A 20,190-nucleotide genomic window follows, 5' to 3' on the forward strand; every position below is an offset into this window, starting at 1 on the left:
TCAGCCCGCGCTCGGCCCGACGGCGGCGGCGGGCGCCGCCGCGCGGCGCGTGCGCGCCGGGGCCGGCGCGGACACCGTCAGGTCGTCCAGCAGGGCGATGGCCTGCTTCTCCATCTCCACGCAGTAGCCGGCCACCCGCGAACGGAAGTAGCGATGCAGCACGTATGCGGGAATCGCCACGATCAGGCCCGAGGCGGTGCAGATCAGCGCCTCGCCGATGCCACCGGCCATCTTGGTCGGGTCGGCCATGCCGCCGCCCATCACCTGCATGAACATGCGGATCAGGCCGATCACCGTGCCCAGCAGGCCCAGCAGCGGGCCGATCAGCGCGATCGTGCCGAGCGTGTTGAGAAAGCGCTCCATCCGGTGCACCACGTGCCGGCCGGTGTCCTCGATGCGCTCCTTGATCTGCTCGCGCGGGCGGTTGCGCACGGCCAGCGCGGAAGCGAGCAGTTCGCCCAGCGGCGAGCCCTGCGCCAGCGTCTCCAGATGGCCCGGATCGAGCTGGCCGGCGCGCGCCCACTGGCGCACCTCCTCGCCCAGCCCGGGCGGCAGCACCACGCTGCGGCGCAGGGTCAGGCAGCGCTCCAGCACGATCGCCAGGGCCACCGCCGAACAGATCAGGATCGGCAGCATCGCCCATCCGCCAGCCATCAGGATTTCAAGCACGACGACTCCCGCGCTCCGCAGCTTGTGGAAAGCGCGCATCATAGCAGTCCGGCCCGGCGGTTCCGCGGCACCGGTGGCAGTTGCGGCAGCGCGCCGCCGGTGCCTATTCGCGCCAGTAGCGCGGCCGGCGCCGGCGCCAGGCATGCGCCGCGTGCGGCGCGTCGTCGACCGGAAACTCCAGTTGGATCGCGCCGCTGTCCGCCGTGTTCAGCAGCGGCACGCCCGCCGCGGCGTAGCGCTGCACCACCCGCGGGTGCGGATGCCCGAAGCGGTTCAGCCAGCCGGCCGAGACCACCGCCAGTCCCGGCCGCACGTCCGCGATGAAGGCCGCGCCGGACGAACTGCGGCTGCCGTGGTGCGGCACCAGCATCACCGTGTTCCCGTCGCGGCCGGGCCCGAGCGCCGCGGCCACCTGCGGCTCGACGCGGCGGCCGATGTCGCCGGTCAGCAGCAGCCGCCCGCCGCGGCCCTGCACCAGCAGCACGCAGGAGCGGTCGTTGTTCCGCGCCGCGGCGGCACCGGCTTCCGGAAACAGCACCCGGAAATCCACCCCGTCCCACCGCCATGCCTGCCCGGCCGCGCAGGCGCGCATCGGCAGCGGCATGCGCTCCGGCTCGCCGGCATAACGCCGCGCCAGCGGGAAGGCGGCCGCGACGGCGGGCGCGCCGCCGGCGTGGTCGTTGTCGGCATGGCTGACCATCAGCACGTCCAGCCGGCGCAGGCCCAGCGCATGGATCGACGGCAGCACCACCGCGCTTCCCAGGTCGTAGCCGGAGGGATACGCGGCCCCCGCGTCGTACAGCAACGTGTGGCCGCGAGTGTGCACCAGCACCGACAATCCCTGCCCCACGTCCAATACCCAGGCCTGGAACGCGCCGTCGTCCGGCACCGTGCGCCACGGCACCGCCAGCGGCAGGAACAGCAGCGGCGCCAGGCTGCGCAGAGGCATCCCCGAAGGTGCGAACAGCCAGAGCGCACCGAGCATTGCCAGCAGCAGCGCCCACGGCTGCACCTCGGGCAGGTACCAGTGCGCCCCCGGCCACGTCGCCATGCTCTCCAGCAGCCACCATTGGCCGTGCGCCAGCCAGCCGGACAGCCACCACAGCGGGGCGGCCGCCGGCGGGCACAGCAGGAGCAGCAGGGTCCCGGCCAGGGCGCACGGGACGATCACGAAGCTCACGAACGGCACGGCCACCAGGTTGGACAACGCCCCCACCAGCGACGCCTCGCCGAAGAACCACATCGTCAGCGGCAGCAGCGATACCGTCATCACCAGTTGCCCCATCGACAGCTCGTGCAGGAAGCCGCGCAGACCGGCGGGCCGTGCGGTCAGGCACAGCATCAGGAAGGCCACGCCCACGAACGACAGCCAGAAGCCTGCGCTCAGCGTCGACAGCGGATCGGCCAGCAGCAGCGCGACCAGGGCCAGCGCCAGCGGCTGCGCCCCGCCGCCGTGCCGGCGGCTGCAACGCGCGATCGCGACCACGGCGATCATCAGCAGGGTGCGCACGGTGGGCAGGCCCCAGCCGGCCAGCGCTCCGTACAGGCCCGCCGACGCCATCGCCGCCGCAGCCTGCGCCTGCAGCCTCGGCAATCGCAGCCCCCAGCGCGGGAACAGCCGGTAGCCCAGGCCGGCCAGCCACAGGCCGAACACTGCGGCGACCCCGACGTGGAATCCCGAGATGGCGATCAGGTGCGACACGCCATTGGCCCGCGCCACGTTCCAGTCGTCCGGGCCGAGGCCGCGCGTGTCGCCGATCGAGAACGCCTGCAGCAGGGCCGCGTCGTGCGGGTCGCGCACGCGTGCTGCAATGCCCCGCGCCAGCCGGTCGCGCAGGCCGTCGAGGCAGAAGCCGGGCTGGCCGAGCGGGTGGTTCGACGGCCCCTCGCGCACATAGCCGCTCGCGGCGACGCGATGCTCCAGGGCCGAGCGTTCGCGGTCGGAACCGCCCGGATCGACCAGCCCTCGCGGCCGCTTGAGCCGTACCCGCAACCGCCAGCGCGAGCACGGCGGCAGGGGCAACGCGTGCCTGTACCAGTTCAGGTCGAGCCGGCCATGCAGGGCGACCGGCCGGCCGTCGAGCGTGGCCCGTTCGATCCGCAGCGCGAAACGGGTCGCGTCGCTACCCACCCGCGGCAGGTCGTCGAGCGTGCCGGTCACCTCGAAATCGCGGCCTTCGAGCGCGCGCGGCAGGCGCAGTTCCAGCGCCAGCGAACCGCGCCACATCGCCCATGCCGCGCCGAACAGCAGCACGGCCAGCCAGCTTGCTGCGGACGGCCAGCGCCGGAACGCACCGGCCGCGAGCAGGCCCAATGCAAGCAGGCCCGCCAGCCCCGACCATCCGCGCGGCGGCAGCCCGGGCAGCCATTGCACCAGCAGCACGCCAAGCAGCAGGGCCACGCCCGTACCTGTCGCGCCCGGCATCCTTGCCGTTTGCGCCATGTCCTCGATTCCAGTGCAACGTATCGGGACAGCCTAGCCGGGTCCGCGCATCGCGGAAGCCGAAAAACGTGTAGGCATACGTCCCGCAACGGCGGGTTGCCGCAAGCGGCCTCAGAGTCTGTTCACAGTTTCCAGATGTCCCGCCATGAGACGTCGTCCCAGCGGCTTTCAACGGCCGAAGGGCCGGTGAGCTTTGGAGCATCAAGTCACTGGATGACCAGCCCTTCGGCTGTTGAAAAGCGCTTCCTGCTTGACCAGCCCTTCGGCTGTTGAAAAGCGCCCCGCAGGAATAATGACGAGGAGACGGTTGGACCGACGAAAAGATCGTCAACAGGCCCGCAGAAAGAAAGTACCCACGGCCGCGCCATCGGCCGAGCCGACGAGCGATCCACGCGGAATTCCCGCCGATACGCCCCCTGCCCCGTTCACGGCCAGCCTGCGCAGGGAAGGCAGGTTCGCCCGCGTTCGGACTAACCGCGCGGCCGCTCGATCAACTCGCCGTTGTGCAGCTCCAGCGTGCGGTCCATCCGCGCCGCCAGGTGGCTGTCGTGGGTGACCAGGATGAAGCTGGTGCCGATCTCGCGGTTGAGTTCAAGCATCAGGTCGTAGACCTGCGCGGCATTGCCTTCGTCGAGGTTGCCGGTGGGTTCGTCGCCCAGCACGCAGGCCGGCCGCGTCACCAGGGCGCGCGCCACCGCGCAGCGCTGGCGCTCGCCGCCGGAAAGCTCGCCCGGCTTGTGCTGCATGCGCTGGCCCAGCCCGACCCGGTCGAGCAGCACACCGGCCCGCTGCCACGCCTCGCCGATCGGCGTGCCGCGGATCAGCAGCGGCATGCACACGTTCTCCAGCGCGGTGAACTCGGGCAGCAGGTGGTGGAACTGGTAGATGAAGCCCATCGAGCGGTTGCGCACGCGGCCGCGCTCGGCGTCGGAGAGCCTGGACAGCACGCGCCCCTCCACCTCAACCTCGCCGCGGGTCAGTGTGTCCAGCCCGCCGATGATGTGCAGCAGCGTGCTCTTGCCCGAGCCGGAGGCGCCGACGATGGCCAGCGTCTCGCCGCGCTTCAGGGCGAAGCTGGCGTTGCTGAGCACGCGGGTTTCCAGGTCGCCTTCCCGGTAGGTCTTGGCGATGCCGCTGGCGCGCAGCACGATGTCGTTGGGTGCGGTCATGGGCTCACTCATAGCGCAGCGCCTGCGCCGGCTGCGTGCGCGAGGCGCGCCACGCGGGGTAGAGGGTGGCGAGCAGCGAGAACGCGAAGGTGACCAGCGCCACCCAGCCCACGTCGGTCGCCTGCAGCTTGCTCGGCAGCTCGCTGATGTAATAGATGTCCGGCGACAGGAAGGTCACCCCGGTCACGTGCTCGATCCACTTCACGATCACCGGCAGCTTCCACGACAGCAGCGAGCCCAGGCCCACGCCGAAGCCGATGCCGACGATGCCCACCAGCAGGCCCTGCACCATGAACATGCCCATGATGCTGCGCGGGGTAGCGCCGAGCGTGCGCAGGATGGCGATGTCCGCCTGCTTGTCGGTCACCAGCATCATCAGCATCGAGATCAGGTTGATCACTGCGACCAGGACGATCAGCGACAGGATGATGCCCATCACCTTCTTCTCCATCGAGATGGCGGAGAAGAAGTTGGCGTGGCTCTCGATCCAGGTTTCCACGCGGTAGAACTGGCCGAGCGAATCGGCAAGCTCCCGGGCCACCGGCCGCGCGTTGTAGATGTCGTCCAGCTTCAGGCGGATGCCGGTGGGCCCGCTCAGCCCGTTGAGCGCCTCGGCGTCGCTCATGTTGATCAGGGCCAGCCCGGAGTCGAACTCCTGCATGCCCATCTCGAAGATGCCGCTGACCCTGAAGCCGCGCTGCTTCGGCACCGAGCCGAACGGCGTGCCGCGGAACTGCGGCACCACCATGATCACCTTGTCGCCTACGCTCACCCCGAGCGTCATCGCCAGCTCCCTGCCCAGCACGATGTTCCAGCTATGCGGGGTGAGCTCGTCCAGCCGGCCCTCGACCATGTGCTTGCCGAGGTCGGACACCTTCGGTTCCTCCGAGGCCTCGATGCCGCGGATGAGCGCCGGCCCCGGGCGGCGCGCCAGCAGCATCGCCTGTGCTTCCACGTAGGGCGCTGCGCCCTTCACGTGCGGATTGGCGCCGACGACCTGCACGGCCCGCTGCCAGTCCTGCACGGACTCGCCCGGCAGGCCCGACACCGTGGCGTCGGAGATCGCGCCCAGGATGCGCGAGCGCAACTGGTCGTCGAAGCCGTTCATCACCGACATCACGGTGATCAGCGCCATCACGCTGATCGTGATGCACACGATCGAGATCGCGGAGATGAAGGAGATGAACTGGTTGCGTCGCTTGGCGCGCGTGTAGCGCAGGCCGATGAAGAGCTCGAGCGGTCGGAACATGGGCGGGTCGCTTGGGTCGAAGGGCTGGCCGCCCAGGCAGGCATTATCGGGCATTCGGTGAGACTGCGCCGCACCGATAAAGTGCCCGGCTCAATGCAATGCGTTCAATGCGGCGCGGCGGCCGCCTGCCCGGCGGCGAGCCGCATGCGCAGCCGGCGGCGGATGTCGGCATCGCTGTTGTCCGGCGCCAGCAGCAGCACCGGCCGGCCGACCGGGCCGCAGTGGAGTCGAAGCCAGATCACGTTTCCCCATGCCCTGTGCGAGACGAGCGTGGCCGGCACGTCGCCGCCAGGCCGCAGGCGCAGCGTCCAGCGACCGTCGCCGGCCCAGCCGGCCGCCGTCACCGGCAGGCCGGCGTGCGCGCGGACGGCCCGCCAGGCGGCCAGCGCGATGGCCGGCACCAGCAGCGCCTTCAGCCAGCCGTCGAGGCCGCAGCACAGCACCGCAACCGCCGCCAGCACGGCCATGCCAGCCAGCAGGCGCGCCATGCCCGTCGAGGGCCGGTACTCAAAGCCGATGGCGGGCGCGGATGCCATCGACGATCGCCTGCCAGTCCATCCGTGCCGGCCGGGCGTGGCCCATCAGCCAGTCCCACAGGTCCGGGTCCTGCACGTCCAGCAGTTCGCCGAATGCCTGGCGCTGCGCTTCGTCGGCCGCGGCGAAGCATTCGTCCAGCCAGCCCCCGAGCAGCGCATCCAGCTCACGCGTACCGCGCCGGCAGCGCCAGCGCAGTCGCCCCTCGGTCATCGGACCGCTCATCCGCGCAGCAGGCCGACGGCCAGCGCCGCCCACAACGCCCACAGCGCCAGGCCGCTGGCGACGTAGGCGTAGAAGCGGTGGATGACCTTGTTGTAGCCGCAGTGGATCGCGCTGTGCACGATCCGCAGCAGCACGAACGCCCAGGCCAGGGCCAGCGTGACCGGGCCGACCTGCCCGGCCTGCGCCGCGACGACGGCGGCGACGTAGAACAGCACCGGCAGCTCGAACAGGTTGCGGAAATTGTCCGCGGCCCGGCTGTCGGTGAGCAACGCGGCCGCCTGCGCCGAGGTGGCCACCTTCTGCGGGTGGATCCGCTCGCGCTTCATCTGGCCGATGCGGACCACGAACATCCGCAGCCACACGGCGAAGGTGAGCGCCGCCATGACCAATACCGGGAGATAGATTGCCCTGCCTTCCATGCCTCGGCCCTCGGTTGCGCGCGACGCTCAGGGAGAGCGCCGCTCCACGATCAGCTTCTTGATCTCCGCGATCGCCTTGGCCGGGTTCAGGCCCTTCGGGCAGGTGCGCGCGCAGTTCATGATGGTGTGGCAGCGATACAGCTTGAACGGGTCTTCCAGGTCGTCCAGGCGTGCGCCGGTGTCCTCGTCGCGCGTATCGACGATCCAGCGGTAAGCCTGCAGCAGGATCGCCGGGCCGAGGTACTTGTCGCCGTTCCACCAGTAGCTCGGGCACGAGGTCGAGCAGCAGGCGCACAGGATGCATTCGTACAGGCCGTCGAGCTTCTTGCGGTCTTCCGGTGACTGCAGGCGCTCCTTGTCGGCCGGCGCCGGGCTCTGCGTGCGCAGCCACGGCTTGATCGAGGCGAACTGGGCGTAGAAGTGGGTCAGGTCCGGCACCAGGTCCTTCACCACCGGCATGTGCGGCAGCGGATAGATCTTCACGTCGCCCTTCGCGCATTCCTCGATGGCGCGCGTGCAGGCCAGCGTGTTGGTGCCGTCGATGTTCATCGCGCACGAGCCGCAGATGCCCTCGCGGCAGGAACGGCGCAGGGTGAGCGTGGGGTCGATCTCGTTCTTGATCTTCAGCAGCGCGTCCAGAACCATCGGGCCGCACGCGGCCAGGTCGACCTCGTAGGTGTCGATGCGCGGGTTCTGGCCATCGTCCGGCGACCAGCGGTAGATGCGGAAAGTGCGCGGATTCTTCGCGCCCTTCGCCGGATAGTGCTTGCCCGGCTGGATCTTGGAGTTTTTCGGCAGGGAGAATTCGGCCATGGCTTTGATTTCCGGGATTCGGGATTCGGGATTTGGGATTCGTTCAAAGCGGGATGCGGCTCGGCTGTTACGAATCCCGAATCACGTATCCCCAATCCCCGCTCTTAGTAAACGCGCTTCTTCGGCGGCACCACCTCGACCTCGTCGGTCAGGGTGTACATGTGCACCGGACGGAAGTCGAAGCTGGCTTTGCCGGCCTCGTCCACCTTCACCAGCGTGTGCTTCATCCACACCGCGTCGTTGCGCTCGGGGAAATCCTCGCGCGCGTGGCCGCCGCGGCTTTCCTCGCGCTGCGCGGCCGAGTGCATGGTCGCCACGGCCTGGTCGAGCAGGTTGGCCAGCTCCAGCGTCTCGATCAGGTCGGAGTTCCACACCATCGAGCGGTCGCTGACCCGCACGTCCTTGAACGACTCGCGGATCGCGGAGATCTTCTCGGAGCCTTCCTTCAGGGTGGTGCCGGTGCGGAACACCGCGGCGTCGCTCTGCATCGTGCGCTGCATCTCCAGGCGGATCTGCGCGGTCGGCTTGCTGCCCTTGGCGTTGCGCAGCCCGTCGAAGCGCGCCAGTGCCTTGTCCAGGATGCTGGCCGGCAGGTCCTTGTGCGGCGTCTCCGGCTTGATCAGCTCGGCGCAGCGGTGCGAGACCGCGCGGCCGAACACCACCAGGTCGAGCAGCGAGTTCGAGCCCAGGCGGTTGGCGCCGTGCACCGACACGCAGGCCGCCTCGCCGATCGCGAACAGGCCCGGCACGATCGCGTCGACGTCGTCGCCCTTCTTCTGCACGACTTCGCCGTGGTAGTTGGTCGGGATGCCGCCCATGTTGTAGTGCACGGTGGGAATGACCGGGATCGGCTCCTTGGTCACGTCCACGCCGGCGAAAATGCGCGCCGATTCGGCGATGCCCGGCAGGCGCTCGTGGATCACGTCCGCGCCCAGGTGCATCAGGTTGATGAAGATGTGGTCCTTGTGCTCGCCGACGCCGCGGCCCTCGCGGATCTCCATCGTCATCGCGCGGCTGACCACGTCGCGCGAGGCCAGATCCTTCGCGTTCGGCGCGTAGCGCTCCATGAAGCGCTCGCCCTCGGAGTTGGTGAGGTAGCCGCCCTCGCCGCGCACGCCCTCGGTGATAAGGCAGCCGGCGCCGTAGATGCCGGTGGGGTGGAACTGCACGAACTCCATGTCCTGCAGCGCCAGGCCCGCGCGCAGCACCATGCCGCCGCCGTCGCCGGTGCAGGTATGCGCCGAGGTGGCGCTGAAGTAGGCGCGGCCGTAGCCACCGGTCGCCATCACCACGGCATGGCCGCGGAAGAAATGCAGGGTGCCCTCGTTCATGTCGAGCGCGAGCACGCCGCGGCAGACGCCCTCCTCGTCGAAGATCAGGTCGATCGCGAAGTATTCGATGAAGAAGGTGGCGTCGTGCGCCAGCGCCTGCTGGTACAGCGTGTGCAGGATCGCGTGGCCGGTGCGGTCCGCGGCGGCGCAGGTGCGCTGCGCGGTGCCTTTGCCGTAGTGCGTGGTCATGCCGCCGAACGGGCGCTGGTAGATCTTGCCTTCCTCGGTGCGCGAGAACGGCACGCCGTAGTGCTCCAGCTCGATGATCGAGGGAATCGCCTCGCGGCACATGTACTCGATCGCGTCCTGGTCGCCGAGCCAGTCGGAACCCTTGACGGTGTCGTAGAAGTGGAAGCGCCAGTCGTCCTCGCCCATATTGCCGAGCGCCGCCGAGATGCCGCCCTGCGCCGCCACGGTGTGCGAGCGGGTCGGGAACACCTTGGTGATGCAGGCGGCCTTGAGGCCCTTCTCGGCCAGGCCGAAGGTGGCGCGCAGGCCCGCGCCGCCAGCGCCGACCACGATCACGTCGTACTTGTGCTGTTGGATCTTGTAGCTTTCCATCGACCTCAGGCTCCCAATGCGATGCGCAATACGGCCAGCACGCTCGCCAGCGCGCCGAGCACCGCGAGGAACTTGATCGCCACCAGCAAAGACACTTCCTTCCAGCGGGTGTGCACGTAATCTTCCACCACCACCTGCAGGCCGAGCACGGCGTGCCAGAACGCGGTGACCAGGAAGGCGATCAGCAGCACGGCGTTCCACGGCTTCGCCACCGTGGCCTTCGCCGTGGCGTAGTCGGCATGCAGCAGGCCGAGCACGGTGATCACGAACCACAGCCCGAGCAGCACCAGCCCCGCCGCGGTGACGCGCTGGGTCCACCAGTGGCCCACGCCGGCCTGCGCCGAGCCGAGGCCGAGCGCGCGCTTCAGCGGATTGCGCAAGTCCTTCGCGCTCATGCGGCACCTCCCGCGCTCAGCACATAGGCCCAGACCGCCACGGTGAGCAGCACGCTGACGATCACCGACAGCCAGCTCGAACGCACGAACTGCGGGATCGCGTAGCCCGCGCCGGTGTCCTGCACCAGGTGACGGATGCCGTTGCACAGGTGGTAGAACAGCGCCCAGCTCCAGCCGAACAGCAGCACCAGCCCCAGCGGGCTGCCGATGCAGGTCTTGAACTGCCCGAAGCTCGCCTCGCCGCCGGCCAGCGCAAGCAGGCCCCACACGATCAGGAGCGTGCCCACGGCCAGCGCGATGCCGGTGGCGCGGTGCAGGATGGAAGTCACCATCTGCACTTGCCAGCTATAGATCTGGAGATGGGGTGAGAGCGGTCGTCGCGTATCTGCCATGGCGGCTATCCTGAGTGGAATCGCTGATGCCCGACTGCCTCTCCCCCTGTTCCGCGCCGGCAACGCCGGCACCGGCCGTCAGAAGTCGATGCAGCGTCCGTTTTTTTCCCAATCGCCGTAGCGGGTGGGATCCGGCGCCGGCCGCTCCGGCCGACTCGCGTCGCCCACCGGCTTGCCGGGCACGACCGCCCGTTCCGCGGGAGCGGAGGCAGGCATGGATTCGGTTTGGGAGAAGGTATCGGACATGGTTTTTGAAAGCCGCCGAAGCGTAATACTTGCGGCAAAGCAGCACAACCTTGACGCCGGCGCGCATCCCCGGCAGCGCGCGTGCCGGGCCGTTTTCCGCAGCGGCAAGTTGTCTTCCGTTTCCGAAGCCCCAAGATCATCGCGATGCCCGAACCCTACCTCGCCCAGACCCTGACGATCGAAGGCGCCGATGCGGTCGCCTTCGCCCAGGCGCAATTCAGCAGCAACGTCGCCACGCTCGCCGTCGGACACTGGCAATTCAGTGCGTGGCTCGACGCGCAGGGGCGCGTGCGCGCCCTGTTCCATCTGGCCCGGCCCGCCGACGACCGCCTGCTGCTGCTGTTGCGCGGCGGCGACGCGGCGGCGATCGCGGAGGCGCTGAAGCGTTTCGTGTTCCGCGCGAAGGCGAGGATCGAGGCGCAGCCGCCCCGGCGGCTCGCCACCGGCGAAGCGCGACCGCTCCATGCCCTGTGCACGGCCGGCGGCATCGAAGGCTTCGGCTGCGGCGACCACAGCCTGCTGCCCGAAGCGGCGCAGCATGACGAGCGCTGGCGCCTCGTGCAGTTGCGCGCCGGCTGGCCATGGCTTCCCGACGCCTTGCCGGGCGAACTGCTGGCGTCGACGCTGCGGCTCGAACGCCTGCACGCGACCTCCATCGACAAGGGTTGCTATCCGGGCCAGGAAATCGTCGCGCGGCTGCACTACCGCGGCGGCAACAAGCGGCATATGCAGCGCGTCGTATTGTCGCAAGCGGTCGAGCCAGGCACGCTGCTGCGCGTGGACGAGCGCGACGCCGTGCAACTGCTGGATGTCGTTCCGGTCGAGGGTGGCGCCGAGGCGCTCGCCGTGATGCACGACGCCTTCGCGGAACGGCTCGCGCAACAACCGTCGAGCATCGACGGCATCGCGTTGCGCGTCGCCGAAAACGGCGGCGCCGTGGATGCGTGACTCGCATCAAGAGATCGTGAGCGAAAGATGAATCGGACCGGCACGGCACTTGCCAGCGGCGAAGGCCGCCACTAGGCTCCGCCGATCATTTCATGGCGCCCACTCCAGTTGGGGCACCGTTTTACGCGACGAACCGGAGGGGTCCGGATCGGCGCGACCCGGCGGAACATGCCGGATGGAACACCTCCGCCTCACGCGGAATGCAGTTGCAGGCTACGGGGTCCCGAGGACCCGGCAACGCCCGACAGCACAATCAGCCGGTTGGTATCGGATCAATCGACCGGCAACGCCACAATCCCGTGGCAAAGCGCCCCCGGCCACAAGTTTCGGCCACGGCGATCAATCCAGGTGGAACGGCCTGCCCGCCCGTCCACCGCAACGGCGAGCGCAATCGAAGTCTGGTCGCGCACGTACAGCACGTTGGAGGCAGACAATGAAACTTTCCATGCTGTTGTGGCTGGCGTCCGTGCTGCCCCAACCCATCGCCGACCAGACCTGCCTGGCGACGACGGTCTACCTCGAAGCGCGCAGCGAGTCGATCAACGGCCAGATGGCCGTGGCCGAAGTGGCGCTCCGCCGCCGCGAGCGCGGCCAGTGGGGCGACACCGTATGCAAGGTGGTCACCGCGCCGCACCAGTTCGCCATCACCATGACGCCGGGTTCGTTCGAGTTGAACAACCTCGATGCCTTCGGCAAGGCATGGAAGATCGCCGGCGAATCCATCAGCAACTGGCAACTGCCGCTCGCGCAGCGCCGGCTGCTGGTGCCGCACGCGGACCACTTCGCCACCGTCGCCATCGCGCCCGCCTGGTCGCTCAACCGCGCCAGCACCACCATCGGCGAACACAGGTTCTACGCGGTGAACTGATCCGCGCCGCAACCGCCACGCAAAAAAAAGGCCATCCCTCCGGATGGCCTTTTTCGTTGGACGTCCAGACGTCCAAAGGAAAGCTACCTCGCGTAGACGCGATCGCCGCGGATCTCGACGTAGTCGCCCGGGCGAAGGCCCGGGTCCTCGCGTTGCGTCACCGTGGCGTACTGCCCGTTGTCCATCCGCACGCTGACGCGCCAGGCAGGCGTATCGCCGCTGTTGTGCTTGCCCACCTGGTTGCCGATCACGCCGCCCGCCACCGCGCCGGCTACGGTAGCGGCCTTGCGGCCGTCGCCCTTGCCGACCTGGTTGCCCAGCACGCCGCCGGCGACGGCACCGATCACCGCGCCCAGCGTCCCGCCGTTGCCGCCGCCCTGCACGTACACCTGCTGCACGTCCTGCACGACGCCGCACGACTGGCAACGCCCGCGGACGTAGCCGCCGTCGGAAGACGAATAGCCGCGGCCGTAGCCGCCATTGCCGTAGGAGTTGGTGGCGCACCCGGCCAGGGCGAGGCTGGAGGCCAGCGCCAGGGTCAGGACGAGCTTGCCGGACAAGGCGTTCATGGGAGGCTCCTTCAGCGGGCGTCGGAAACGGCGGTTACGCCTTCCTGCACCTGGACGCGATCGCCCGGATCGTGGTCCATGCGCACCGTGCGGGTCACGCCGTTGTATTCGTAGCGGACGTCGTAGCCGACGACCTTGCTGCTGGTGTTGTCGACCGTCGAGCAGCGACGCTCCGTCGTGGTGGTGACGGTGCCGTGCTGGCGGTCTTCCTGGATCTTCTTGCCGGCATAGCCGCCGCCGACCGCGCCAGCCACGGTTGCCAGGGTCCTGCCCTTGCCGCCGCCGACCTGGTTGCCGAGCACGCCGCCGAGCACGGCGCCGATCGCGGTGCCGGCGATCTGGTGCTGGTCCTTCGGCGGCGCCGTGTGGCTCACCACCTCGTCATGGCAGACCTGCTTGGGATTGTTCACGGTGGTGCGCACCGGATCGACACTGACGACCTTGGCGTACTTCGGGCCGTTGTCGGCGGACTGCGCAGCGGACTGTCCGGCGGCCACGCCGGCGTCGGCGCTGGCGTCGCGGTTGCAAGCCGACAAGCTCATCGCACATGCCAGCGCGATCCCCATGCTAAGCGTATTGACCATCAACCTGTTCATGCTGAATCTCCTCGTTGAACGCGGCGCGGCCGATGCCGATGCACGGTCCCGTCGCCTGCCCGAGCATTGAACCCGCGTCATACTGAATCCGGCCTAGACCAAAATCGTCACATGGCCTTCACGTCGTCGAGACGGCCGTGTCGGCGATCACAACTCCGGACATCGAGGCAAAAACCCCTTTGAACGAACTCGCCGACAGCCACGTCCACCTCGACGACCGCGCCTTCGACGACGACCGCGACGAAGTCGTCGCACGCGCCATGGCCGCGCAGGTGCGCACGCTGGTCATACCCGGCGTCGACATTCATAGCTGGCCGCGCATCAAGACGCTGTGCACGCCGGGTAGCGGCCTGTTCGCCGCCTATGGATTGCACCCCCTCTTCCTCGACCGGCATCGCGAAGCGCACGTGGCGGAACTCCCGTCCTGGCTCGAGGACCATCCAGCGGTGGCCGTCGGCGAGATCGGCCTGGATTTCCACGACCCCGCGCTCGATCCGGAGCGGCAGCGCTTCTTCTTCAGGCGACAGTTGGACGTCGCCCGCGAACACCGCCTGCCGGTGATCGTGCACGCGCGCAACGCGCTGGAGGAAGTGATCCAGACCCTGCGCCGCCTGCCCGGCCTGCGCGGCGTGGTGCACAGCTTTTCCGGCAGCGAGCAGCAGGCGCGGCAACTGTGGGACATGGGCTTTTGCGTCGGCATCGGCGGGCCGGTGACCTACGAGCGTGCGCAACGGCTGCGCCGCATCGTCTCCGGCATGCCGGTCGAATTCCTGCTGTTGGAAAGCGACGCACCCGACCAGCCCGACGCCGACCATCGCGGCCAGCGCAACGAGCCGGCGCGGCTCGCCGGGATACTGCGCTGCGTCGCGCAACTGCGCGGCGAAACGGAAGCGGCCGTGGCCGCCGCCACCACGGCCAACGTGCGGCGCCTGTTCGGGCTCGCACCGCCCGCTGGCTGATCGCCCCCCACTCCGGCGGGGCGATGCCCCACGCCATCGATCATGCCGGCACTTGCGGCCGGCTTTTCCTTCTTGCTACTTTTTATTTCATCAATGAAATGTAAGCTGGTGAAATGACGCGGCTGGCAAAATGCATCGACATGATGGACGAGGGCATCGACCGGATGAGCCGGATCATCCCGCAGGTGCCCGCGCTGGAGGCGCGGCTGTGCCGGTTGATGGCGATGGTCGGCTGCACGCTGGACGAAGAACTCGAATCCAAGCTCAAGCCGCACAAGCTCAACCACAGCGAATTCCTCACCCTGATGATCCTGTACAGCCGCCCGGACGGCAGTTCCACGCCGGGCGAACTGTGCGAGTTCACCAGCCAGGGCGCGACCAACATGACCCGCATCGCCAACGCGCTGGCGAAGCGCGGGCTGATCAGCCGCGGCGCCAGCGACGAGGACCGCCGGCGCGTGGTGATCCGCATCTGCCCGGCCGGGCGGGAATTCGTGCAGAAGATGCTGCCGCCGATGTTCCCGCGGCTGGTCACGATGTTTGCCGACTTCAGCGAAACGGACAAACGCACGTTCAACCGGCTGCTGCGCAAGCTGGCCGCCGGCCTCGAACGCCTGAGGGCGGACCATTGAAACCTTTGAAGGACGCACCGATGAAGCATGCCCTGCTCCGCGGCCGCACGGCGCTTGCCGCCGCGACCCTCCTTACGCTCGCCGCCTGCGCCACGCCCCCGACCAAGCTCGACCGCCCGGCACTGCGCGACGACGTGCCGCTGGCCGGGCTGCGGGCGCCCACCCGCGCCGGCTGGCCGGACGCGCAGTGGTGGCGCGGCTACGGCGATCCGCAGCTCGATCAACTGATGGACCAGGCCATGCGGCAGGCACCCGACCTCGCCGTGGCGCAGAGCCGGGTGCGCAGCGCCGAGCAGTCGGCGCGCCTGGCCGCCACGCAGATGGGCCTGACCGTCGGCGGCAGCGCCCAGTTCGCCCGCCAGCGCATGAGCGAGCACGGCCTGATCCCCAGCAAGTTCCTCGGCTTCACCTGGTACAACCAGGCCGACCTCGGCGTGCAACTGCAATACGACTTCGACTGGTGGGGCAAGAAGCGCGCCACCGTGGAAGCCGCGCTGGACCAGGCGCACGCCGCCGAGGCACAGCGCAGCGCGGCGGCGCTGGCGATCCAGTACGCGGTGGCCGACACCTATTTCGGCTGGCAGGCCGACCAGGCCCGGCTGCGGCTGGCCGAGCAGATGCTGGACGCGCAGCAGCAGTTCGCGCGCATCGCCGAGCTGCGCGTGAAACAAGGCGTGGACCTGCCCGACGAAGCGCAGAAAGCCCGGGCGCAGTTGGCGGCGGTGCGCGAGATGCGCGTGGCGCTGGACGGCTCGGCACAGATCCGCCGCGTCGCGCTCGCATCGCTGCTGGGGGTGGCGCCAGCCCAGTTGCCGGCATTGCAGGTGCGACCGCTGCCGCCGATCGAGCGCGGCGTGCCCACCGGCGCCGGCCTCGACCTGATCGCCCGCCGCCCCGACATCGCCGCCAGCCGCTGGCAAGTGGAGGCCGCGCTGAGGCAGACCAACGCGGCGCGCGCCGAGTTCTTCCCGGACGTCGGCATCACCGCGCTCGCCGGCCTGTCCAGCATCGACATGGGCAAGCTGCTCACCGCCGGCAGCCGCACCTTCGCGTTCACCCCGGCCCTGCACCTGCCGATCTTCAGCGGCGGCCAGCTCGAGGCGAACTACGGCCTGAGCAAGGCCCAACTGGAAAGCGCCGTGGCGCAGTACGACAGCACCGTGCTCGCCGCCGCCCGCGAAGTGGCGACGCAGGCGCTGGGCGCGGAACAGCTCGCCGCCCGCCGGCGCGAGCAGCAGGCGCAGGTGGATGCCGGCGAGCGCCTGTTCGCCAATGCCCGCGCCCGCGCCCGCCAAGGCGTGCGCGACGCCCGCGAGGAACTCGGCGCGCAGGCGCAGTGGCTGCAGCAGCGCGACGATGCGATCCAGTTGCAGGCGCAGGCCGTCAGCACCGACCTCGCCCTGATCAAGGCGCTCGGCGGCGGCTACCGCAGCGCGGACCACTCCGCCGACACCGCCACCGCCGCTTCCCCCACCTCCCCCTCAGACATCGCTGGAGCCGCCGACCATGAGCGCCACTGAATCCGCCGCGTCGCCCGCCGACCGACCGACCGACGACAGCGGCCTGGCCGCCAAGAACCCCGCCAAGCGCCGCCGCGCCCTGCTGATCGTCACCGCGGTGTTCGTCCTCGCCGCCGTGCTCTGGGTGCTGCTGTGGCTGTTCGTGTTCTCCACCCGCGAGAAAACCGACAACGCCTATGTCGGCGGCAACCAGGTGGCGATCTCGGCTCAGGTGCCCGGCACGGTGGTGGCGATCCTCGCCGACGACACCCAGCGCGTCGAAGCCGGCCAGGTGCTGGTGAAGCTGGACGGCACCGACGCCGACATCCGCCTGCAGCAGGCGCGCAGCGCGCTGGCCCAGGCCGTGCGCGGCGTGCGCCAGCAGACCAGCTCGGCCGGCAGTGCCGACGCCCAGGTCGTCGCGGCCCGGCTCGACCTGAAGAAGGCCGAGGCCGACCTCAAGCGCCGCTTGCCGCTGATCGCCGCGCAGGCCGAGTCGCCGGAGATCGTGCAGCACCTGCGCGACGGCGTGGAACAGGCGCGCGCCGCCGTGGCCGCCGCCGAGGCGCAGTCGGCCGCCGCGCATGCCGCGATCGAAGGCACCGACGTGGCGCGCAACCCGGCCGTGATGCAGGCGCGCGCGAACTTCCGCGCCGCCTGGGTCGCCGCGCAGCGCAACGCGATCTACGCGCCGGTCTCCGGCTACGTCGCCGAGCGCAGCGTGCAGCTTGGCAACAGCGTGCAGCCGGGCCAGCAGTTGATGACCGTGGTGCCGCTGCACGACCTGTGGATCGACGCCAACTTCAAGGAAAGCCAGTTGCGCCACATCCGCATCGGCCAGCCGGCCAAGGTGGTGTCCGACCTGTACGGCGGCGACGCCGTGTTCCACGGCAAGGTGATCGGCCTCGGCGCCGGCACCGGCAGCGTGTTCTCGCTGCTGCCGGCGCAGAACGCCACCGGCAACTGGATCAAGGTGGTGCAGCGCGTGCCGGTGCGCATCGCGCTGGACAACCGGGAGCTGGACAAGCATCCGCTGCGGATCGGCCTGTCCACCGACGTCACCGTGGACATCACCGACGACAAGGGCAGCGTGCTCGCCGGCACGCCGTCGCAGCAGCCGGCCGCGCAGACCGACGTCTACGACCAGATGGCCAGCAAGGCGGATGCGGAGGCCGACCGGGTCATCGCCGCCAACCTGTCCCGCGACGGCGCCGCGGACTGAGGCCCGGCCATGGCCACGCCCAACGACGAGGCGCCCGGCGCCGCGCCCCTGAAGCCGCTGCACGGCGCCCCGCTGGCGCTGCTCACCATCGCCGTCGCGTTCAGCACCTTCATGGAGGTGCTGGACATGACGATCGTCAACGTCGCGGTGCCGCACATCGCCGGCAGCCTCGGCGTGAGCCCCAGCGAAGGCACCTGGACGATCAGCTCGTACGCGCTGGCCAGCGCGATCATGCAGCCGCTGACCGGCTGGCTGGCGCGCCGCTTCGGCGAGGTGAAGACCTTCGTCGGTTCGGTGCTGATGTTCGTGGTGTTCTCGATGCTGTGCGGCCTGGCCACCAGCATGCCGATGCTGGTGATCGGCCGCCTGCTGCAGGGCGCCGGCTCGGGCCCGATGGTGGCGCTGTCGCTCACCCTGCTGCTGTCGAACTACCCGAAGGAACGCCAGGGCGTGGCGCTGGCGCTGTGGGCGATGACCGTGGTGGTGGCGCCGATCTTCGGGCCGATCCTCGGCGGCTGGCTCACCGACAACTTCTCCTGGCCGTGGATCTTCTACATCAACCTGCCGGTCGGGCTGGCCGCGGCGGCGGTCACCTGGGGCCTGCTGCGCAAGCGCGAGACCAAGACCGCCAAGGCGCCGATCGACATGGTCGGCCTGGGCCTGCTGGTGGTGGGCGTGGGCGCGCTGCAGTTCATGCTGGACAACGGCAACGACCACGACTGGTTCGCCTCGCCGATGATCCTCACCCTGGGACTGGTCGCGCTGGTCTGCCTCACCTTCCTGGTGGTGTGGGAACTGCACGCGAAGCACCCGGTGGTCGACCTGTCGCTGTTCAGGCAGCGCAACTTCACCGTCGGCGTGGTCAGCCTGTCGCTGGGCATGTTCGCGTTCTTCGGCATCAACGTGGTGTTCCCGCTGTGGCTGCAGGTGACCCTGGGCTACACCGCCACCTGGGCCGGCCTGGCCACCGCGCCGGTCGGCATCCTGGCTTTCCTGATCTCGCCGGTGCTGGGCAAGAACATGCACCGGCTCGACCTGCGCGCGGTGGTGACGTTCGCCTTCCTGGTGTTCGCGGGCACCGCCTGGTGGTTCTCCACCTTCGACAGCTCCGCCTCGTTCGCCACCCTGGTGGTGCCGCGCTTCGTGATGGGCCTGGCGATCCCGTGCTTCTTCATCCCGCTGAACCAGATCTACCTGTCGGGCCTGCCGGTGGACCAGATCGCCAGCGCCTCGGGCCTGTCCAACTTCTGCCGCACGATCGGCTCCAGCGTGTCCACCGCGATCATGGTCACCCTGTGGCAGCACCGCGGCGAGACCCACCACGCCACGCTCACCGAGTACGTCAGCCCCGGCCATCCGGCGGCTGCCCAGTTCGTGGGCCAGTTGTCGCATACCGGGCTGTCGCATACGCAGAGCCTTGGGCTGATCGACCAGTTGCTGACCCGCGAGGCGTTGACCCTCGCCGTGAACGACGTGTTCTGGGCGTGCGCGATCCTGTTCGTGCTACTGATCCCGATCCTGTGGTTCGCCAGGCCGCCCTTCGGCAGCGCCGGCGGCGCCATGGGGCATTGACGCGCGGATTGCTGCACCTGCGGGTGCAGCATGACCGGCTGGTGCAGCGCAATACCTTCTGCTAGGTTTGCCGCATGGCACAAACGACCCGCATCATCAAGAAATACCCGAACCGTCGCCTGTACGACACGGAAATCTCCAGCTACATCACGCTGGAGGAGGTCCGCCAGCTCGTGCTGGACAACGAAGTGTTCGAAGTGCGCGACGCCAAGAGCGGCGAGGACCTGACCCGCTCGGTGCTGCTGCAGATCATCTCCGAGCATGAGGAGAAGGGGCAGCCGATGCTGTCCCCGCAACTGCTCAGCCAGATCATCCGCTTCTACGGCGATTCGCTGCAGGGCTTCATGGGCCCCTACCTGGAACGCAGCCTGCAGGTGTTCCTCGACCAGCAGCAGCAGTTCCGCACCCAGCTCAACAGCCTGATGGGCCAGACGCCCTGGTCGATGCTCAACGACCTGACCGAGCGCAACCTGGACATGTGGAAATCCATGCAGCGCGGCTTCCTCGACGTCGCCGCCCAGGCGCAGCCCGCGACGCCACCCAAGGGCGGACGCAAGCCGGGCTGAACCGCGGCATCGGCCGCCTGCGCGCGGGTGGTCTCAGCGCACTTAGAGCCTGTTCAAAGTTTCCCTGTCGGATTGGAATCCCCTCACGCTCCATGCTCGTCATTCCTGCGGCTTTCAACGGCCGCAGGGCCGGTCAAGCAGGAATCCAGCGACTTTCCCTCCCCCAAAACCTAGAGGCACTGGATCCCAGCTTTCGCTGGGATGACGCCCCGTAGGGGAGATCCGGGAGCTTTTGAAAAGGCGCTTGGCGCCGTTCGCCGCGCCGGGCATGGGCGTCTCCGCAGGCCGCGCCGCCGCCGGCGAAATCCGCCGG

General features: G+C 69.2%; 22 protein-coding genes. 8 read left to right on the top strand and 14 right to left on the bottom strand.

All coding sequences use genetic code 11. The features are described from left to right. The 12 genes from ASG87_RS09065 to ASG87_RS19310 all read right to left on the bottom strand — a co-directional run bounded on the left by ASG87_RS09065 (position 1) and on the right by ASG87_RS19310 (position 10,446). Positions 1-654 (bottom strand): MotA/TolQ/ExbB proton channel family protein, encoded by a 654-nt coding sequence (locus ASG87_RS09065; RefSeq protein WP_056004396.1) that lies wholly within the window; start codon positions 652-654, stop codon positions 1-3. A 118-nt stretch (positions 655-772) separates the two neighbouring features. Beyond that, entirely contained in the window at positions 773-3,112 is a 2,340-nt protein-coding gene (locus ASG87_RS09070) for a DNA internalization-related competence protein ComEC/Rec2 (RefSeq protein WP_056004066.1), read from the bottom strand. Between the two features lie 470 nt (positions 3,113-3,582). Then, the gene (gene lolD, locus ASG87_RS09075) at positions 3,583-4,281 is read right to left on the bottom strand and encodes a lipoprotein-releasing ABC transporter ATP-binding protein LolD (RefSeq protein ID WP_056004069.1); all 699 of its coding nucleotides are present in this window, start codon (positions 4,279-4,281) and stop codon (positions 3,583-3,585) included. Between the two features lie 4 nt (positions 4,282-4,285). Then, positions 4,286-5,530 (bottom strand): lipoprotein-releasing ABC transporter permease subunit, encoded by a 1,245-nt coding sequence (locus tag ASG87_RS09080; RefSeq protein WP_056004072.1) that lies wholly within the window; start codon positions 5,528-5,530, stop codon positions 4,286-4,288. A gap of 104 nt (positions 5,531-5,634) precedes the next feature. After that, positions 5,635-6,066 (bottom strand): hypothetical protein, encoded by a 432-nt coding sequence (locus ASG87_RS09085; RefSeq protein WP_056004075.1) that lies wholly within the window; start codon positions 6,064-6,066, stop codon positions 5,635-5,637. Beyond that, the gene (locus ASG87_RS09090; protein ID WP_056004399.1) at positions 6,038-6,277 is read right to left on the bottom strand and encodes a succinate dehydrogenase assembly factor 2; all 240 of its coding nucleotides are present in this window, start codon (positions 6,275-6,277) and stop codon (positions 6,038-6,040) included. The genes ASG87_RS09085 and ASG87_RS09090 overlap by 29 nt, the downstream gene beginning before the upstream one ends. Before the next feature lie 8 nt (positions 6,278-6,285). Then, entirely contained in the window at positions 6,286-6,708 is a 423-nt protein-coding gene (locus tag ASG87_RS09095) for an MAPEG family protein (protein WP_082582860.1), read from the bottom strand. A 27-nt stretch (positions 6,709-6,735) separates the two neighbouring features. After that, positions 6,736-7,521: a succinate dehydrogenase iron-sulfur subunit gene (locus ASG87_RS09100; RefSeq protein ID WP_056004080.1), complete on the bottom strand. Its 786-nt coding sequence runs from the start codon at positions 7,519-7,521 to the stop codon at positions 6,736-6,738. Between the two features lie 104 nt (positions 7,522-7,625). Beyond that, a complete protein-coding gene (gene sdhA, locus ASG87_RS09105) occupies positions 7,626-9,413 on the bottom strand; it encodes a succinate dehydrogenase flavoprotein subunit (RefSeq protein WP_056004083.1) in 1,788 nt (595 codons plus the stop codon). 5 nt (positions 9,414-9,418) lie between these two features. Continuing rightward, complete coding sequence (sdhD, locus tag ASG87_RS09110; RefSeq protein ID WP_056004086.1) at positions 9,419-9,808, bottom strand: succinate dehydrogenase, hydrophobic membrane anchor protein; 390 nt, start codon at positions 9,806-9,808, stop codon at positions 9,419-9,421. Further along, the gene (gene sdhC, locus ASG87_RS09115; protein WP_056004090.1) at positions 9,805-10,200 is read right to left on the bottom strand and encodes a succinate dehydrogenase, cytochrome b556 subunit; all 396 of its coding nucleotides are present in this window, start codon (positions 10,198-10,200) and stop codon (positions 9,805-9,807) included. The genes sdhD and sdhC overlap by 4 nt, the downstream gene beginning before the upstream one ends. Before the next feature lie 78 nt (positions 10,201-10,278). Continuing rightward, a complete protein-coding gene (locus tag ASG87_RS19310; RefSeq protein ID WP_082582861.1) occupies positions 10,279-10,446 on the bottom strand; it encodes a DUF1674 domain-containing protein in 168 nt (55 codons plus the stop codon). 144 nt (positions 10,447-10,590) lie between these two features. On the opposite strand from ASG87_RS19310, the gene ASG87_RS09120 reads away from it, so the two are divergent. Together ASG87_RS09120 and ASG87_RS09125 are read left to right on the top strand one after the other, a co-directional pair. Beyond that, positions 10,591-11,394, top strand: coding sequence for a folate-binding protein (locus ASG87_RS09120; protein ID WP_056004093.1), 804 nt, complete (start codon positions 10,591-10,593; stop codon positions 11,392-11,394). Between the two features lie 433 nt (positions 11,395-11,827). Next, positions 11,828-12,262 carry a cell wall hydrolase gene (locus ASG87_RS09125; RefSeq protein ID WP_235499602.1) on the top strand — a complete coding sequence of 145 codons (435 nt, stop codon included), beginning with the start codon at positions 11,828-11,830 and terminating at the stop codon, positions 12,260-12,262. 83 nt (positions 12,263-12,345) lie between these two features. Here ASG87_RS09125 and ASG87_RS09130 read toward each other — a convergent pair whose 3' ends face one another. Next, on the bottom strand, positions 12,346-12,831 hold the full coding sequence (locus ASG87_RS09130) for a glycine zipper 2TM domain-containing protein (RefSeq protein ID WP_056004100.1): 486 nt from the start codon (positions 12,829-12,831) through the stop codon (positions 12,346-12,348). Between the two features lie 11 nt (positions 12,832-12,842). Next, positions 12,843-13,427 (bottom strand): glycine zipper 2TM domain-containing protein, encoded by a 585-nt coding sequence (locus ASG87_RS09135; protein WP_082582862.1) that lies wholly within the window; start codon positions 13,425-13,427, stop codon positions 12,843-12,845. A gap of 179 nt (positions 13,428-13,606) precedes the next feature. Between ASG87_RS09135 and ASG87_RS09140 the strand changes: the two genes are divergently transcribed. The 6 genes from ASG87_RS09140 (at position 13,607) to phaR (ending at position 19,877) form a co-directional block, all read left to right on the top strand. Further along, complete coding sequence (locus ASG87_RS09140) at positions 13,607-14,386, top strand: TatD family hydrolase (protein WP_056004103.1); 780 nt, start codon at positions 13,607-13,609, stop codon at positions 14,384-14,386. A 113-nt stretch (positions 14,387-14,499) separates the two neighbouring features. After that, positions 14,500-15,018, top strand: coding sequence for a MarR family transcriptional regulator (locus ASG87_RS09145; RefSeq protein WP_056004106.1), 519 nt, complete (start codon positions 14,500-14,502; stop codon positions 15,016-15,018). 20 nt (positions 15,019-15,038) lie between these two features. Next, entirely contained in the window at positions 15,039-16,538 is a 1,500-nt protein-coding gene (locus ASG87_RS09150) for an efflux transporter outer membrane subunit (protein ID WP_056004109.1), read from the top strand. Then, the gene (locus ASG87_RS09155; protein WP_056004112.1) at positions 16,525-17,739 is read left to right on the top strand and encodes an efflux RND transporter periplasmic adaptor subunit; all 1,215 of its coding nucleotides are present in this window, start codon (positions 16,525-16,527) and stop codon (positions 17,737-17,739) included. The genes ASG87_RS09150 and ASG87_RS09155 overlap by 14 nt, the downstream gene beginning before the upstream one ends. A 9-nt stretch (positions 17,740-17,748) precedes the next feature. Next, positions 17,749-19,311: a DHA2 family efflux MFS transporter permease subunit gene (locus ASG87_RS09160; RefSeq protein ID WP_056004115.1), complete on the top strand. Its 1,563-nt coding sequence runs from the start codon at positions 17,749-17,751 to the stop codon at positions 19,309-19,311. Positions 19,312-19,385: 74 nt separating this feature from the next. After that, on the top strand, positions 19,386-19,877 hold the full coding sequence (gene phaR / locus ASG87_RS09165) for a polyhydroxyalkanoate synthesis repressor PhaR (RefSeq protein ID WP_056004118.1): 492 nt from the start codon (positions 19,386-19,388) through the stop codon (positions 19,875-19,877). Positions 19,878-20,190 lie beyond the last annotated feature (313 nt).

Origin of the sequence: Frateuria sp. Soil773 (assembly GCF_001428405.1) — a bacterium.
Lineage (GTDB): Bacteria > Pseudomonadota > Gammaproteobacteria > Xanthomonadales > Rhodanobacteraceae > LMSL01.